The 14,853-nt window shown below is 70.4% G+C and carries 11 protein-coding genes; 7 read left to right on the top strand and 4 right to left on the bottom strand.

All coding sequences use genetic code 11. The features are described 5' to 3' along the window. Positions 1 to 824: 824 nt before the first annotated feature. The gene (locus KGQ19_RS05485; protein WP_212007961.1) at positions 825 to 1,163 is read right to left on the bottom strand and encodes a rhodanese-like domain-containing protein; all 339 of its coding nucleotides are present in this window, start codon (positions 1,161 to 1,163) and stop codon (positions 825 to 827) included. A gap of 93 nt (positions 1,164 to 1,256) precedes the next feature. On the opposite strand from KGQ19_RS05485, the gene KGQ19_RS05480 reads away from it, so the two are divergent. Together KGQ19_RS05480 and KGQ19_RS05475 are read left to right on the top strand one after the other, a co-directional pair. Next, entirely contained in the window at positions 1,257 to 1,919 is a 663-nt protein-coding gene (locus KGQ19_RS05480) for a TetR/AcrR family transcriptional regulator (RefSeq protein ID WP_212007960.1), read from the top strand. After that, entirely contained in the window at positions 1,916 to 2,830 is a 915-nt protein-coding gene (locus tag KGQ19_RS05475; RefSeq protein WP_212007959.1) for a ribonuclease Z, read from the top strand. The genes KGQ19_RS05480 and KGQ19_RS05475 overlap by 4 nt, the downstream gene beginning before the upstream one ends. A 15-nt stretch (positions 2,831 to 2,845) precedes the next feature. Here the strand turns inward: KGQ19_RS05475 and KGQ19_RS05470 are convergent, their stop codons facing one another. The 3 genes from KGQ19_RS05470 to KGQ19_RS05460 all read right to left on the bottom strand — a co-directional run bounded on the left by KGQ19_RS05470 (position 2,846) and on the right by KGQ19_RS05460 (position 9,369). Next, complete coding sequence (locus KGQ19_RS05470; protein WP_212007958.1) at positions 2,846 to 3,685, bottom strand: alkaline phosphatase family protein; 840 nt, start codon at positions 3,683 to 3,685, stop codon at positions 2,846 to 2,848. A gap of 49 nt (positions 3,686 to 3,734) precedes the next feature. Beyond that, a complete protein-coding gene (locus KGQ19_RS05465) occupies positions 3,735 to 5,015 on the bottom strand; it encodes an MFS transporter (protein ID WP_212007957.1) in 1,281 nt (426 codons plus the stop codon). Positions 5,016 to 5,181: 166 nt separating this feature from the next. After that, the gene (locus KGQ19_RS05460) at positions 5,182 to 9,369 is read right to left on the bottom strand and encodes an outer membrane protein assembly factor BamB family protein (RefSeq protein WP_212007956.1); all 4,188 of its coding nucleotides are present in this window, start codon (positions 9,367 to 9,369) and stop codon (positions 5,182 to 5,184) included. A 237-nt stretch (positions 9,370 to 9,606) separates the two neighbouring features. Here KGQ19_RS05460 and KGQ19_RS05455 point away from each other — a divergent pair, with 237 nt between their 5' ends. The 5 genes from KGQ19_RS05455 (at position 9,607) to KGQ19_RS05435 (ending at position 14,758) form a co-directional block, all read left to right on the top strand. Beyond that, positions 9,607 to 10,569, top strand: coding sequence for a LuxR C-terminal-related transcriptional regulator (locus KGQ19_RS05455; RefSeq protein WP_212007955.1), 963 nt, complete (start codon positions 9,607 to 9,609; stop codon positions 10,567 to 10,569). 12 nt (positions 10,570 to 10,581) lie between these two features. Then, on the top strand, positions 10,582 to 11,955 hold the full coding sequence (locus KGQ19_RS05450) for a M20/M25/M40 family metallo-hydrolase (RefSeq protein ID WP_212007954.1): 1,374 nt from the start codon (positions 10,582 to 10,584) through the stop codon (positions 11,953 to 11,955). After that, the gene (locus KGQ19_RS05445) at positions 11,952 to 12,881 is read left to right on the top strand and encodes an alpha/beta fold hydrolase (RefSeq protein ID WP_212007953.1); all 930 of its coding nucleotides are present in this window, start codon (positions 11,952 to 11,954) and stop codon (positions 12,879 to 12,881) included. Before KGQ19_RS05450 ends, KGQ19_RS05445 begins: the two co-directional genes overlap by 4 nt. A gap of 100 nt (positions 12,882 to 12,981) precedes the next feature. After that, positions 12,982 to 13,977 (top strand): EamA family transporter, encoded by a 996-nt coding sequence (locus KGQ19_RS05440; RefSeq protein WP_212007952.1) that lies wholly within the window; start codon positions 12,982 to 12,984, stop codon positions 13,975 to 13,977. Positions 13,978 to 14,014: 37 nt separating this feature from the next. Continuing rightward, positions 14,015 to 14,758 carry a PspA/IM30 family protein gene (locus KGQ19_RS05435; protein ID WP_212007951.1) on the top strand — a complete coding sequence of 248 codons (744 nt, stop codon included), beginning with the start codon at positions 14,015 to 14,017 and terminating at the stop codon, positions 14,756 to 14,758. The last annotated feature ends 95 nt before the right edge of the window (positions 14,759 to 14,853 follow it).

Genomic DNA, 14,853 nt, shown 5'->3' with positions numbered 1-14,853 from the left:
TCCGGCTCCGGCCACGGTGAAGGCTGCATCGACACGGCACTCATCCCTCCCAAACGACACCCCGGCGCCACCGCCGACCACCACACCCTAGAAGATCAGCCCACTGATGAATAAACCAACAGGGTCGTTCCCCTCGGTCGCGTCGGCAGGGCTTCGCCTACAGTGCCGGTGGCCGGGGGTCAAGTTCGCGCTATCAAAACCACAGCTCAGGCACCCAACCGCAAGTGCGCGGACTTTACCCCCGGACACCGGTGCTGTACCCCCCGGGCTGACGACGCGACCGAGGGGAACGGACCGCACCACCCCACAAACCGCAGCCGCTGAGACTAGATCAGCCACCCTAGGGAACCGCGCTAGTTTCCCTGAGGTTGCCGAGGCCCGCCGGAGGCCCGGCCCTTCACCACAGCCCTTGACCTTGACCTTAGCTTGTGGCTCTTGCTGTTGATCTTGCTCTTGATCTGGCCTGTGCCCTTGCTCTGACTTGCTGGAGTTGAAGAGGCCTGAGGTGGGGCGGGGTTGTGAACGCGGAAACCGGCAGCCGAGTTACAAACCCGCCGACTCGAACCCCAAACCGGCACAACTATGACCGAAGGCCGTAAAAATCGCCTTTCAACCCACACCCCAACCGCAACCCGGCCCACAAACTCCAGCCCCCAAAGCAACCCGAACCCCGAACAGCCCAGCCAGCCTCCGCCCAGCCGAGTTCAGCACCGCAACCCCGATCACCTCGGCGAGCGCCAGCACAGCGGGTTCCCGCTCACGGCAGCTATCCGCGTGCGGCGCTCAGCCCCGCTCCTTGTATCAGCCCCCTGTCTTAGTCGCTCCTACTCGCCGAGCGTCCCCGTCTCCAGCGGCAGCCCCGCCGCCGCCCAGTCCTCGATCCCGTCCCGGTACTTGCGCACGTTCGTGTACCCCAGCCGCTCCAGCTTGGTCGCCACTGCCTGGCTGTTCGAGCAGGCCGCGTTGGAGCAGTAGGTGACGATCAGCGCGGCGCGGTCCGGCAGTGCCTCGCCGTGCACCTGCTCCACGTGGTCGGCGTGCATCGGGATCGCGCCCGGCAGGTGCTGCTTCTCCCAGTACTCGCCGGCGAGGGCGTCGAGGATGGTGGCTGAGCCGTTGTCTATTGCGGCCTTCAGTTCGTCGCGGGTGATGAGGGTGGTCATGGTGGTGCCTCCCGTTTCAGGCTATCCGGACTGGGGTCCGGTTGACTGATTCAAGAGTATGCGGACCGGGGTCCGGTTGTCTAGAATGGGTTCATGCCTGAGTCGCCGCCGCCCGCCCTGCCGCTCCTCGACGCCCCGCCCCGGGAGCGCGCCGATGCCGCGCGGAACAGGGCCCTGGTGTTGCAGGCGGCGTGGCGGCTCTATACGCACGGCGGTGTTGAGGCGCTGACTACCGACGCGGTGGCGCAGGAGGCGGGTGTCGGCAAGGGCACGGTGTATCGGCGCTTCCGGGACAAGAGCGGTCTGGTCGCGGCTCTGCTCGACGACAAGGAGAAGGAACTCCAACTCGCGATGATCTCCGGCCCGGCACCCCTCGGCCCGGAACCACTAGGTCAAGCGACACTCGCGCCCGCGACCACCACCGCCACCGCCACCGCGCCCAGCACGGCAGTCGCCGCCGCCACCCACACCGAACGCCGCGTCGCCTTCGTGCACGCCTATCTCGACTACCTCCAGGCGCACCTGGACCTCCTCCTCGCCGCCGAGACCGCGGCCCCCGGCGCGCGCTACCGCCTGGGCGTGTATCAGTTCTGGAAGACTCACCTGACGATGCTCTTCACCGAAGACCCCGACTCCGAGTTCCGCGCCTACACCGTCCTGGCGCTCCTCGACGCGGGCCTGGTCAGCCACCTGCTCGCGGACGGCTGGGGCTGGGACCGCGTCCGCGCCGGGGTGGAACGGGAGGCGCGCCGATGATGCGTGAACTCGTCATCCTGGGCACCGCCTCGCAAGTCCCGACGCGCTACCGCAACCACAACGCGTACTTCCTGCGCTTCGACGACCAGGGCTTCCTGTTCGACCCCGGCGAGGGGGCGCAGCGCCAGATGCAGTTCGCCGGCCTGGCGGTCAGCGACATCACCCGGCTGTGCGTCACCCACTTCCACGGCGACCACGCCCTGGGCCTGCCCGGCATCCTGCAGCGCATGTCCCTGGACGACGTCCCGCACGAAGTGGTCTGCCACTTCCCCGGCGAGCACGAGGACTACTTCGAGCGCCTCCGCTTCGCCACCCCGCACCACGCCCGCGCGAAGATCGCGACGCGGCCGGCCACGGGCGAGCGCACTTACGAACTCGGCAACGGCCTGACCCTGACCGTCGCCCCGCTCGACCACGGCATGCCCTGCCAGGGCTACCGCATCGACGAGCCCGACGGCGTCCGGATGCTGCCGGAGAAGCTGGCGGCGGCCGGGATCAAAGGCCCGGACATCTCACGCCTGCGCGCCGAGGGCAGGCTGGGCGAGGTCAAGCTCGAAGACGTCAGCGTCGCCAAGCCCGGCCAGAGCTTCGCCTTCGTGATGGACACCCGCCGCTGCGCCGGCGCCGAACGGCTGGCGGCCGACGCCGACCTGCTCGTCATCGAGGCGACGTTCCTGGACTCCGAAGCCGAGCAGGCCAGCCAGTTCGGCCACCTCACCGCCCGCCGGGCCGCCCGTTTGGCCGCCGACGCGGGTGTCCGCGAACTGGTCCTGACGCACTTCTCGCAGCGCTACCCGATCGACCAGGCCCCGGCCCGCTACCTGGCCGAGGCGGCCGAGGAGTTCGACGGCCCGATCCACATCGCCGAGGACCTGATGCGGATCCCGTTCCCGAAGCGGGCGACTCCATGAGGCACTGCTAAGCGACTAAGCGACTGCCGCAAAAGCCTTTCCTTCCAAGGCGAGCCCATCCATCTCCCCGGCGAGCCCGACCGCCTCATACACATGCGCCGCGACATCCACATGCCGCAACGTCCCCATCTCCGCCCCGGCCACGATCCCCGGCCCGCTGGCGACGATCCACGCGGTCCGCTCCACGTCGCTGTCCCCGCCGTGCCCGCCCGCATCGACGTGGCCGTGGTCGGTCACCAGGATGACCGTCCACTGCTCGGCCTCATAAGCCGGCCGGGCACGCAGCGTCGCCAACAGCCGCCCCACCCGCGCGTCCGCCCGCTCCACCGCCGCCGTGTACTCCGCGCCGACGCCGAGTTCGTGCCCGGTCTCGTCCACGTCGCCCAGATACACGAACGCCACGTCGTAGTCCGCCGCCAGCAGTTCGCGCTCCGCGTCCACCGTCGCCGCCTCGTCCCCGCGATCGCAGTCCAGGCCGTAGGAGGTGAACGTCACCCGGTCCGGCGCCGCGAACAGCGGTCCGCCGCAGGCCGCGGTCGCCAACGGCTCCCAGCTCCCGACCGACAGGTACGTCCGCTTGCCCGCCAGGGACGCCAACGTCAGGAAGTCCGGGTGCTCCGAGAGGCGGTGCCCGGTGAACACATTGTGCGTGATGCCGTGCTTGTCGGCGGAGACGCCGGTCGCGACCGTCGCCCAGCACGGTCCGGACCAGGTCGGTGTCGCGTCGTCGATGCGGACCGGCGCGAAGAAGCCCGCGGCCGCGACCGAGTCGAGGTGCGGGGTCGCCGCGGACTGGAGCACGTCGAGGCGCACCCCGTCGATGCCGATGACGAGGACACGTGAAGGTGTGGTCATTGGTACCCGATCTGTCTGTACTCGGTGTCGCCACCGAAACTCGGTGTCGCTACCGAACGCCGCGGATTCTGTTGATGCACACGGCCCCGGCGACCGAGGCGATCGCCGAAGCCCAGAAGAGCGCAGCGTACCCGCCGGCGAACTTGATGAGCAGCGCGGCGATCGGCGGGACCAGCGCGAACGGGATGATCGTCATCAAGTTCGCGAAACCCATGTCCCGGCCGCGGTCGGTGCCGGAGGGCAGCGTCTGGGTGACCAACGCGCCGTCGACGCTCAGGTAGACCCCGTACCCGAGCCCGAGTACCGCCCCGGCGAGGAGCATCATGCCCCAGGTCTGGTGCACCGCGATCATCGCCGCCGCGACCGCCATCACCGCCGATCCGGCGGCCACCAGCGGCTTGCGGCGGCCCCAGCGGTCCGACAGCCAGCCGGCGATCACCACCAGCGCGACCGTGGAGACGCTGTTCACGGCGACCACGATCAGCAGGTGGCTGTCGTTGCTCTTGTCGCTCGGCGTGTTCTTGAAACCGAGGACGTCGGACAGGAAGTACGGCGTGTAAAGGGTTCCCAGGCCGTATCCGAGCACCATCAGGAAGCGGGTCGCGAGCGCCCACCCGAAATCAGGGAACTGCCGCACCTGGATCCGGTAGTTCGCCACATACGCCTGGAAACTGAAGGGCTCGCGTCGTTCCCGAGGCAGCGGCGGATCCCCGACCCGCCACGCGAACAGCACCACGAACACCATCAGCGAGGCCAGCGCCGCGTACTGCCCGACGTACCCCTTCGACAGCGAGACCAGCACGCCGCCGATGATCAGCGCGGCGGCCTGCGGCACCCCGCCCCAGCCGAGCACCATCCCGCGCTGCCCGGAGGGCACTTGGTCCGGGACGATCGTCACCATGCCGGCCGCCAACGCCGCCACGAACACCGTCTGCAACAGATAGCCCAGGCCCACGCCCCACACCGAGTTCTGCGTCCCGCTGAAGACCAGCGCCACCGCGGCGGCGAGGCCGCCGAACACGATCCACGGCCGCCGGCGCCCGAACCGCGAGACCGTCCGGTCCGACAGCATCCCGAACAGCGGCCCCAGGAACAGGATCGACAGCGTCCCGATCGTGTTCACCCAGGCGAAGTCCGCGACGTGCCCGGCCGGGTCGATGTCCTTGATCTGCTGCGGCACCGTGAACGTGCTCGGCACCTGGCTCGCCACCTGCCAGCCCAGCCCGGCGAACACGAACCCGGTGATCCACGGCGCCCGCACCCGCTCCGTGGGCTCGGCATCGGACGGGGACGACGTGGTGCCGGGGCCGGGCGAAGTCTCTAGGGACAAGGCGCGCTCCAGGGATGCTGGGTGAAAGGGACGCAGATATATGAAGCATCTTCATGTTCCTGGGACGCTCATCGTAGGCGCGTGCGAGTCATCCAACAAGAGGCGGTGCCCCGGTGGGAAGTACCCCCGGGACACCGCTTCGGTTTCGCTATAAGGGAAAACGGCCCTACGGCTTCGCCGCCAGTGCTTGATCCACCCCCGGACCCGGCGTCCCCAGACCGGTCACGGTGTCGTAGCCGGCGCGCGCCGAGCACTCCGCGGGCGGGCACGCGCCGTTGCTCCCGGACGTGACGTCCACGAGCGCGGATCCCAGCCCGTAGATGTCGCGGAACACCGAACCGTCGGCCGAGGCCAGGTGCGGCTTTCCGAGCGCCGCCCGCGCCTGGTCCGCGCTCGCCAGGATCGCCGACCAGATCGGCGCCGACAGGCTGGTCCCACCGATCTGGCCCCAGCCGACACTGCCTTGTGTCACGTCCGTGTAGTAGACGGCGACGCCGGTCTGAGGATCGGCGACGGCCGAGACGTCCGGCGTCCCCCGATGTGCGTCGGGGTTCGCGCCGTCCTGGTACGCCGGCCGCTTCTCGAAGAACGACAGCCCGCCGCCGGTGCCGCGCCAAGCGATCTGGCTCACCGTGTTGCCCGCGGCGTCCAGTTTCAGCGTGGTGCCGCCGATGGAGAGCACGTTCGGCGAGGTGGCGCTGTAGCCGTCGGGGTTGCCGCTGTCGCCGGCCGATTCCACGCAGACCGTGTCGGTGAACAGGCACCGGTTGTCGTAGAAGGACTCACCGGAGAACTCACGATTCATGCCCCAGCTCATCGAGACCGCCGCCGGGTGCAGCGCCGCCGCGGCGTCCACGGCCTCGTTCAGGTGCTGCATCGTCGGGTCCTGCGCCTCGACCAGCACGATCTTCGCGTGCGGGGCCACGGCGTGCACCCACTCGACGTCCAGCGCGGCCTCGCCGTCCCAGCCGCCGCCGTCGACGGTCGTGCCGGGCATGGTGTGCACGGAGAAGTCGAAGCAGTCGGTTCCGGCTGCCGCGCTGTCACAGGTCGGCGGCAGGCCGAACTGCTTGCTGAAGACGTTCAGGTCGCTCGGGAGCGCCGGGTGGTGGTAGGCGTCCACGATCGCCACGGTCTGGCCGCTGCCGTCGCCCTTCAACGCGAGGTTGTGCTGGATCTGTGCCGGGGCGTAGCCGCGGATCGGCGGGGTGGCCGCCAGCGTCGCCGGTGCGCCCGGCGTGTTCGGGTCCGAGTTCGGGTCCGGATTCACCAGGATCGAGTCGGGAGCGAGGCCGCCGCCGGTCGGGTCCAGCACCGGCGTCGTCGGCGGCGCGGTCGGCGCAGCAGCCTTCAGCTGCGGCTTGGGCGCGGACTTCGACGCGGCGCCGGGCGCCAGCGTCCCGGTCAGCGTCGAGACCGTGACGCCGTGCATGTTCGTGTCCTGATCGAAGTAGAACGACCCCATCCACTCGTCGTTGATGCCCCACTCGCGGATGTCCTGCTCAAGCCCCAGTACCCGCGAGCCGTCGATGACGAGTTGGTCAGCGTCGTCGAGCGGTCCGGTCTGCGCCAGGTCTTCGGGGTAGTCGTTGTTCCCGTCGAACAGCGCGGGATCGTAGGCCTGGGTGCCGAACGGCGAGTCCAGCAGCACGGTCGAGCCGCCGGTGGAGGTCGCGAAGCCGCCGGAGTAGGTGTCGGAGAACATGCCGGTGTCGGTCCAGGTCTTGCCGTCCGGCAGCAGCCGGCTGATGACCGCGAAGTGGTACCAGGCCAGGCCGTCCTTCGGGTCGGCGCTGAAGTCGATGTTCGTGGTCGACCCGCCGCCGGTGTGCGAGGTGAGCACGGCGCCGGTGCGGCTGTCGCGGACCTCGACCAGGGTGGTGCCCATGGGACTGCTCGGGTCCTTGGCGGCCCAGGCCAGGGCGACGCCATGGCCGTCCGCGCCGGGAATGTCAGGGCTCGCATATGCGGCGTCCAACAGGCCGGTGCTGAGCACCGACGGATCGGCTGGAAGGTCCCAGACGGTCTTGCCGGTGCGAGCGTCCAGCGACACGACTCCGTACTTCGGTGCCTTGTCGCCCGCCGCGGTGGCGTACTCGGCGATGACGTGGCCGTCGGCGTCCACGGTCGCGTTGCTGAACTTCACCGGGCTGCCGGCCGGCTTGAACGTCCACAGCCGCCGGCCGTTCAGGCCGTAGGCGGTGAGCGCGTGGGTCGGGTCGATGATCTCAGTGTTCTTACCCGTGCCGGTAGCGGACACCGACCAGGTGTAGGCGCCGGGGACGTCCTTGGCCGCCTTGACCTTGCCGGTGGCCACGTCGATCAGGTCCCAGCCGCCGGTCGCGGCGACCAGCACCTGCTTGCCGTCGTCGACGAGTTCGGCGTGGTGCACGGCGCCCTGCACGGTCGCGCTCCACAACACCTTCGGCACGCCGTTCGGCTGCGGGTGGCCGTCGAGCAGGAACACACCTCGGCTCTGCCCGGCCGCGACGATGTTCTTGACGCCGTCCCGCGCGGTGGTCGCGCCGGGCACGAGGACGCCGGCGTAGAGGTCGCCGAGTTGCGGCTGGACCGCGACCGGGGCGCCGTTGGAAATCTTGTAGGCGTAAGCGGTCTGGTCGGCGGCGACCGACAGGATCCGGTCTCCCCACTGCGCCGGTTCCAGGCCGGTGCCGACCGCGCCAGCCTGGCGCCAGCGGAGCTTGCCCGTGCGGGCGTCGAAGGAGAGGACCTGCGTGCCCTCGGGGCCGTTGGGGGCGGCCTCGGTCGGGTTCTGCGGGTCCTGGGTGGTGACCACGACGCTCGCCTTGTCGGCGTCCGGCAGGATCGTGCCGCCGACCACCGGGGCGTCACCGGCGAAGGCGGCCGGGATCGGCGTGGTCCACAAGTTCTTGCCGTGCGCGTCGAAGGAGAGGACCGAGGAGTTCACCGGAACCGGCTGGCTGCCGGACATGTCCAGGGTCAGCTCGGTGGCGACATACGCAGGGTTCTTATGGTTGGCGCTCCCCTGGCCCGAGTCGGCGACCCGCAGCGTGGTGACGAAGGTGCCGGTCCGCGTCGCCAACACCTGCCGGGCGCCGGACCGCGGGTCGATCGAGGTCAGCTGCCAGCTGACGGCGTCCTCCGGGTCGTTCTCCTCGGCGACGACGAGGCGGTGCCGCTCGGGATCGTCGCGGATGATGCGCGGGTAGCCGGGGGTCGGGACGTCGAGCTTCAGCTTGCCGGTGGCCGCGTCCAGCAGGATCACGTGACCGTCGGCGGGACGCGGCGTGCCCAGGCCCATCGGGGTGTCGGTCCAGCCGGTCGCGATGCCGTCGGCGGTCGGGGTGAGGGTGGCGAGGGCGGCCCACGGGACTTGGGTGTTGTACGTCCAAGCCGTAGTACCCGTCACCGCGGCGCCGGACTTGTGGAACTTCACGAGCGAGACGCTGGTCCGGCTGTCGCCGGACAACGGCGCCGACTCGACACTCCACATCGGGCCGGTGACGTCGCCGACGATCAGAGCGCCGGACCCGGCCGCGAGGCGGTTGACGTCACCGGGATAGGCCTGATGCCACAACGTCTTTCCGGTGCGGCCGTCGATGACGGTGACGAAGGACGCGTAGTGGGTGAGCGACGAGTCCGGGACCGTGAACGGGAACGCCGCGCTCGCGCCGAGGGTGTAGGCGACGGCGATGTCGTGCCCTGATCCGCCGCCGAAGTCACCGACCGCGAAGGTCTGGTCGGAGCTGACGCCGGTCCCGGAGATCGGGTCGTAGCCGGCGAACATGTCCAGCGGCGGCGGCTCGGGCAGGTACGGGACGGTGCCCTTCAGCCCCCAGTCGGCGGCCAGGCCCTGCTCGGTCGTGGTCCACACCGGCTTGCCGTCCCGGCCGACCCGCTGGACCTGGCCGGAGGTGTCGACGTGGAACCAGTCGTCGCTGCCCGGGACCGCCGCGGTCAGGCCGAGGCCGCGCGCGGTCTCGATCTGCTGGTCGGCGGTGAAGGACAGGCCTGAGGCCGAGGCCTGATCCGTGGCTTGATTCGCGGCCGGACCCCCGGCCCTGCCACTCGGCGCGGCCGACTTGGTCGGGTCGGCGCTCACACCGGCCGCCGCGGCTTGCGCGATCCCGACCCGCTGGGCGATGGTGCCGGTGGCGCTGACACCGACGGTGTACTTCGCGGACAGGGCGCGGACCTGATCCGCGGTCAGGTGGAGGCCGCCGTATGGGGGCGCGGAGGCGGAAGCAGCAAATGCGGACGGCGCGGATGCGGCCGCGCTCGCCACACCGGCGGCCGCGCCGAAGACCGTCACGGCCACGGTCGCGGCCAACGTCGCGGCCAGCCAAGGGCGGCACTGAGGTATCGCAGGCAAGGGTGATCTCCCGACATCACTGAGTGCTGATGGCAAAAGTGCTGATGACAACGCCTCCGGCCCGGCCGAATGCGGGGGTCCGACACCGGAAGCGGTGACAGGGATGCTGGCAGCGGCACCCGACATCGCGGAAGCGCTTTCCCTGACCGTTACCGGACACCCGCCGGTTCCGGTCGGTCGGCGCTATGTCGGCGCTATAGTGTGGCCGCTTCTTGATCGCAGGAGGGGAACCCATCCATGCTGACCCCCGCGGGCCTGTCAGCGTTCGACGAATCCGTCCTGCGCCGGCTGCTCACCGTCGGCGACCCGCACACCGCGGGCACCCTCGCCGACGACCTCGGCGCCCCGCCCGAGCAGGTCCGCCGCAGCGTCCGCCGGCTCACCGAGCTCGGCCTGGCGCTGCGCGACGGCGTCGCGGTCGTGCCCGTCGACCCGCGCGTAGCGCTCACCGGCCTGCTGCGCGAGCGTCGCACCGAGCTGGACCGCCTGACCCAGACCATCGACGAGCTGTCCGCCAGCTTCCACGACCGCGCGGTGCGCACCGGGGCGGCGCGGCCGGTGGAGGCGATCGTCGGCCGATCCGCCATCGCCGCGCGCTTCCACGACCTGATGGCGCGCGCCGATCGCGAGATCCTCGCGTTCGACACCCCGCCTTACGTCGCCTCCAGCTACGGCGATTCCGAGGCGGAGACCGGCGCCTTGTCGCGTGGCGTCGCGGTGCGGGCCGTGTACGCCACCGAGGTGCTGGACCACCCCCTGCGCACCGGCCGGGTGCGGGCGTTGGTGCAGCTCGGCGAGCAGGCGCGGGTGGCCCCGGCGCTGCCGACCAAGCTGGTGATCGCCGATCGGCGGGAGGCGATCCTGCCGCTGTCCGAGCCGGGGGCCGGGGACGCCGCCTCGCGCTGCGCGGTCGTGCACGCCTCCGGGCTCTGCGAGGCGCTGATCGCGCTGTTCGAGGCGGTGTGGACGCAGGCGGTTCCGCTGTTCGCCCCGCGCGCCGACGCGAACCCGGAGCTGCCCTCGGAGGACGACGCGATTTTGCAGTGCCTGAACGCCGGGATGAAGGACGACGTGATCGCCCGCCAGCTCGGCATCAGCGAGCGCACGGTGCGCCGCCGGGTCGCCGACCTGGCCGCCCGGCTGGGGGCGGCGTCCCGCTTCCAGATCGGCGCTCAGGCGGCGCGGCGCGGCTGGGTGTGAGTTACTGACCGCATGGACATCGCGCAGCTCACCGCCAGGGTCGACGCCCTGATGCCCGGCGTCGCAGCCGATCTGAAGCACCTGGCCGCAATCCCCTCGATCGCCTTCCCGGGCTATCCGCAGGAGAAGGTCGTCGAGTGCCACGACCTGCTGGTCGAGCTGCTGCGGGCGGCGGGCGTGCAGGACCTGGCGGACCTGCGGCTGCCCGACACGTCCCCGATCATCACCGGCCACATCCCGCCGCCGACGCCGGACGCCCCGACCGTACTGCTGTACGGGCACTACGACGTCCAGCCGCCCGGCGACGAGGCGGCCTGGGCCTCCCCGCCCTTCACCCCGACGGAGTACACCGACCCCGAGCACGGTCCGGCGATCCGGGGCCGGGGTATCGCCGACGACAAGTCGAACCTGGCTGTGCACCTCGGCGCCCTGCGCGCCTTCGAGGGCCGGCCGCCGGTGGGCATCCGCATCGTGCTGGAGGGCCAGGAGGAGTACGGCAGCGTCCTGGACGACTACCCGCCGCAGAACCCGGAGGCCTTCGCCTGCGACGCGATGGTCATCGCCGACATGGGCAACATCCGCCCCGGCACCCCGACGCTGACCACCGCGCTGCGCGGCGACGCCGAGGTGCAGGTGGAGGTCCGCACGCTGAAGGAGGCGCGGCACAGCGGCCTGTACGGCGGCGCCGCGCCCGATGCCCTGCTCACCCTGATCGCCGCGCTGGCCACGTTGCACGACGACAAGGGCGACGTGGCCGTGCCCGGACTGCGCCGCGAACCGTGGTCCGGGACCGCTTACACCGACGAGGAATTCCGGGCGCTGGCCACGGTCGAGCCCGACATTCCCTTGCTGGGGACCGGCGGGCTCGGCGAGCGGCTGTGGAGCGGCCCGGCGATCAGCGTCGTCGGCCTGGACGCGCCGGCCGTGGACACCGCGGCGCTGGCGGTCGTGCCGTATGCCAGGGCTCTGATCAACCTGCGCATCCACCCGCAGCAGGACCCGAAGGAGGCGCAGCAGGCGCTGGTCCGGCATCTGGAGGCGCTGAAACCGTTCGGCGTCGAGCTGACCGTGACGCCGCAGGACGCGGGCCCGGGCTTCGCCGCCGCGACCGGCGGACCGGCGTATCAGGCTGCTTCGACAGCCTTGAAGGCGGCGTGGGGCGCCGCGGCGACGCAGGCCGCGAGCGGCGGCGCGATCCCGTTGGTCAACGGGCTCGCGAAGGCGGTTCCGAATGCTGAGATCCTGCTCTTCGGCGCCGAGGACGCGGCCTGCCAGCTCCACGGCCCCAACGAGCGCGTCCTGCTCTCTGAGCTGCGCAACTCCGTGCTCGCCGAGGCCGCTTTCTTCCAGGCATATGCGAACGGACATGCGAAACTTGCCCCATGACCTTCACTGCGGTGGATCACATAGCGACGCCCGTCCTCGACATCGCCTATGAGCACGCAGGGGACCCCTCGGGGATTCCCGTCATCTTGCTCCACGGCTTTCCCTATGACGTCCGCGCCTACGACAAGGTCGCCGCGTCGTTGGCGGCGCGGGGCGGTTACTCCGTGTACGCACCGTATCTACGGGGCTTCGGAAGGACACGCTTCCAGTCCGAGACCTACCTCCGCTCCGGCCAGCAGGGCGCCATCGGCCAGGACCTCCTGGACTTCATCGACGCACTGGGCCTGGACCGGCCGATCGTCGCCGGCTACGACTGGGGCGGCCGGGCGGCGTGCATCGTCTCGGCCCTGTGGCCGGAACGGGTGCGCGGCCTGGTCACGGTCGACGGATACAACGTGCAGGACATCGCGCGCTCCGCCGAGCCGTCGAAGCCGGAGTGGGAGGCGACGTTCTGGTACCAGTACTACTTCCACAGCGAGCGCGGACTGCGCGGGCTGGAGCGCCACCGCGAGGAACTGTGCGAACTGCTGTGGCAGACCTGGTCCCCGAAGTGGGAGGCGGCCTCGGCCGAGTTCCAGGCCAGCGCGCCGAGCCTGCACAACCCGGACTTCGTCGAGGTGGTGATCCACTCCTACCGGCACCGCTACGGCCTGGCCGAGGGCGATCCGCGCTACGCGGCGGTCGAGGAGCGGCTGGCGTTCGGGACCGAGATCGAGGTGCCGACCGTGGTGCTGGAGGCCGGAGCCGACGGAGTCGGCGGCCCGACGTTCGCGGACTCCGGGGACCGGGAGCTGTTCACGGGGCGGTTCGAGTACCGGTTGCTGGACGGGATCGGGCACAACGTGCCGCAGGAGGCGCCGGAGGCGTTCGCCGAGGCTGTCGATCTGCTTGGTGCTGGTGCTGGTGCTGGCACCGGCGCGGAGTGAGCAGCACGTCCGACGTCCGCCTGAGCAGCGCATCACGACTCGGCGTCACTCCGTGATCGTCTAAGGACAAAGCACCCCGGCGCCTATTACCCTCGGCAAGGTGACCAGCACCCGATCCGCCAACCGTACGACGGCCGGCGTCCTGTTCGGCGTCACCTCCTCGGTGGCGTTCGGCGCCGGCGGGCCGTTCGCCAAGGCCCTGATCGCCGCCGGGTTCAGTCCGCTGCAGGCGGTGTGGGTGCGGCTGATCGGCACGGTTGTGGTGTTGGTGGCGCTCTGCCTGGTGCTGCGGCGGCCCGGGCAGCTGGCGATGATGGTGCGGAACAAGTGGCAGATCCTGCTGTACGGGGTCGTGGCGGTCGCGGCGTGCCAGTCGCTGTACTTCGTGGCTGCCTCACGGTTGCCGGTCGGGATCGCGATCCTGCTGGAGTTCACCGGACCGGTGCTGGTCGTCGCGTGGGAGAAGTTGGTGCGGCATGCGCATGTCGCCCGCGAGTCGGCGATCGGCGTCGGGGTGGCGATGCTCGGCCTGGCGGTCGTCGTGCAGATCTGGTCCGGGCTGCACCTGGACGCCATCGGGATCGCGGCCGGGCTCGGTGCCGCCGCCGGCAATGCGACGTTCTTCCTGCTGATCGACCGCCTGCGCGACAGTGTGGATCCGCTCACACTCACCACCGGCGGTATGGCCGTCGGCATGGTGGTGCTGACACCGCTGGCCGCGCCGTGGTCCGCGCCGTGGCACATCCTGGGGCACTCGGTGCCGCTCGGCTCGCACCACGTGCCGGGCTGGACGCTGGCCTTGTTCATCGTGCTGATCAGCACGATCCTGTCCTACCTCACCGGCGCCGCGGCCATCCAGCGCCTGTCCGCGCCGGTCGCGGCGGGGCTGGCCTACGTGGAGCCGGCGTCCGCGACGGTGATCGCCTGGGCGACGCTCGGTGAGCGCCTGGCGCCCATCCAGATCGGCGGCGGGGCCATCGTCCTGGCCGGTGCGTTCCTGGCCCAGCGCGGAATTGGGCAGACCACCCGTTCCGAAGGAGAGTCCACCCCGTCTATCCTGGGAACCACGGTCACCACAGAAGCGTTGATCCGTTGAACCAACGCGCGTGTATCGAAGGGGGCAGGGAGCGTCCATGAGCGGCGTCATGAAGCGGATGAAGCTGGTCGTCGAGGCCAAGGCCAACGCGGCCCTTGAACGCCGCGAGAATCCGGTCGAACAGCTCGACCTGTCCTACGAGAAACAGCTGGAGCTGCTGCAGAAGGTGCGCCGGGGCGTCGCGGAGGTCGCGACCAGCCGCAAGCGCATAGAAATCCAGCTGAAGGGGCTCCAAGCCGACTACGACAAGCGCGGCGAGCAGGCCAAGCGCGCCCTGGAAGTAGGCCGTGAGGACCTGGCGCGTGAGGCGCTGGTCCGCCGGGGCCCGCTCCAGCAGCAGATCGAGGACATGACGCAGCAGTACACCGCGCTGCAGGCGGAAGAGGAAAAGCTCGTCCGCGCCTCGCAGAGTCTCCAGCAGAAGGTCGACGCCTTCCGCACCAAGAAGGAGACCATCAAGGCCACCTACGCCGCGGCGCAGGCGACCACCCAGATCGGCGAGGCGTTCAGCGGCATCTCCGAGGAGATGGGCGACGTCAACATGGCGATCGAGCGGGCCGAGAACAAGACGGCCCAGCTCCAGGCCCGCGGCGCGGCCCTGGACGAGCTCACCGCCTCCGGCGTCCTGAACGACCCCACCGGTTACGGCAAGGACGACATCACCCGCGAGCTGGAGGCGCTGTCCGCCGGCCCGGGTGTGGAGAACGAGATGGCGCGGCTGCGCAACGAGATCGCGGCCTCCGACTCGCAGAAGCAGATCGGTCCGGGACAGGGCGCGTAAGCCGGACGTACAACGAAGCGGGGACGTACGAGGAAGCGCGGCGGACGCCAGTCCGCCGCGCTTCTCGCTGTCGTGACACGAGCACCCAACGGCTA

The organism is Catenulispora pinistramenti (assembly GCF_018274385.1).
GTDB classification, from domain to species: Bacteria; Actinomycetota; Actinomycetes; order Streptomycetales; family Catenulisporaceae; genus Catenulispora; species Catenulispora pinistramenti.
Note: the sequence above shows the minus strand (reverse complement) of the source record. Positions and strands in the feature narration are given on the sequence as shown.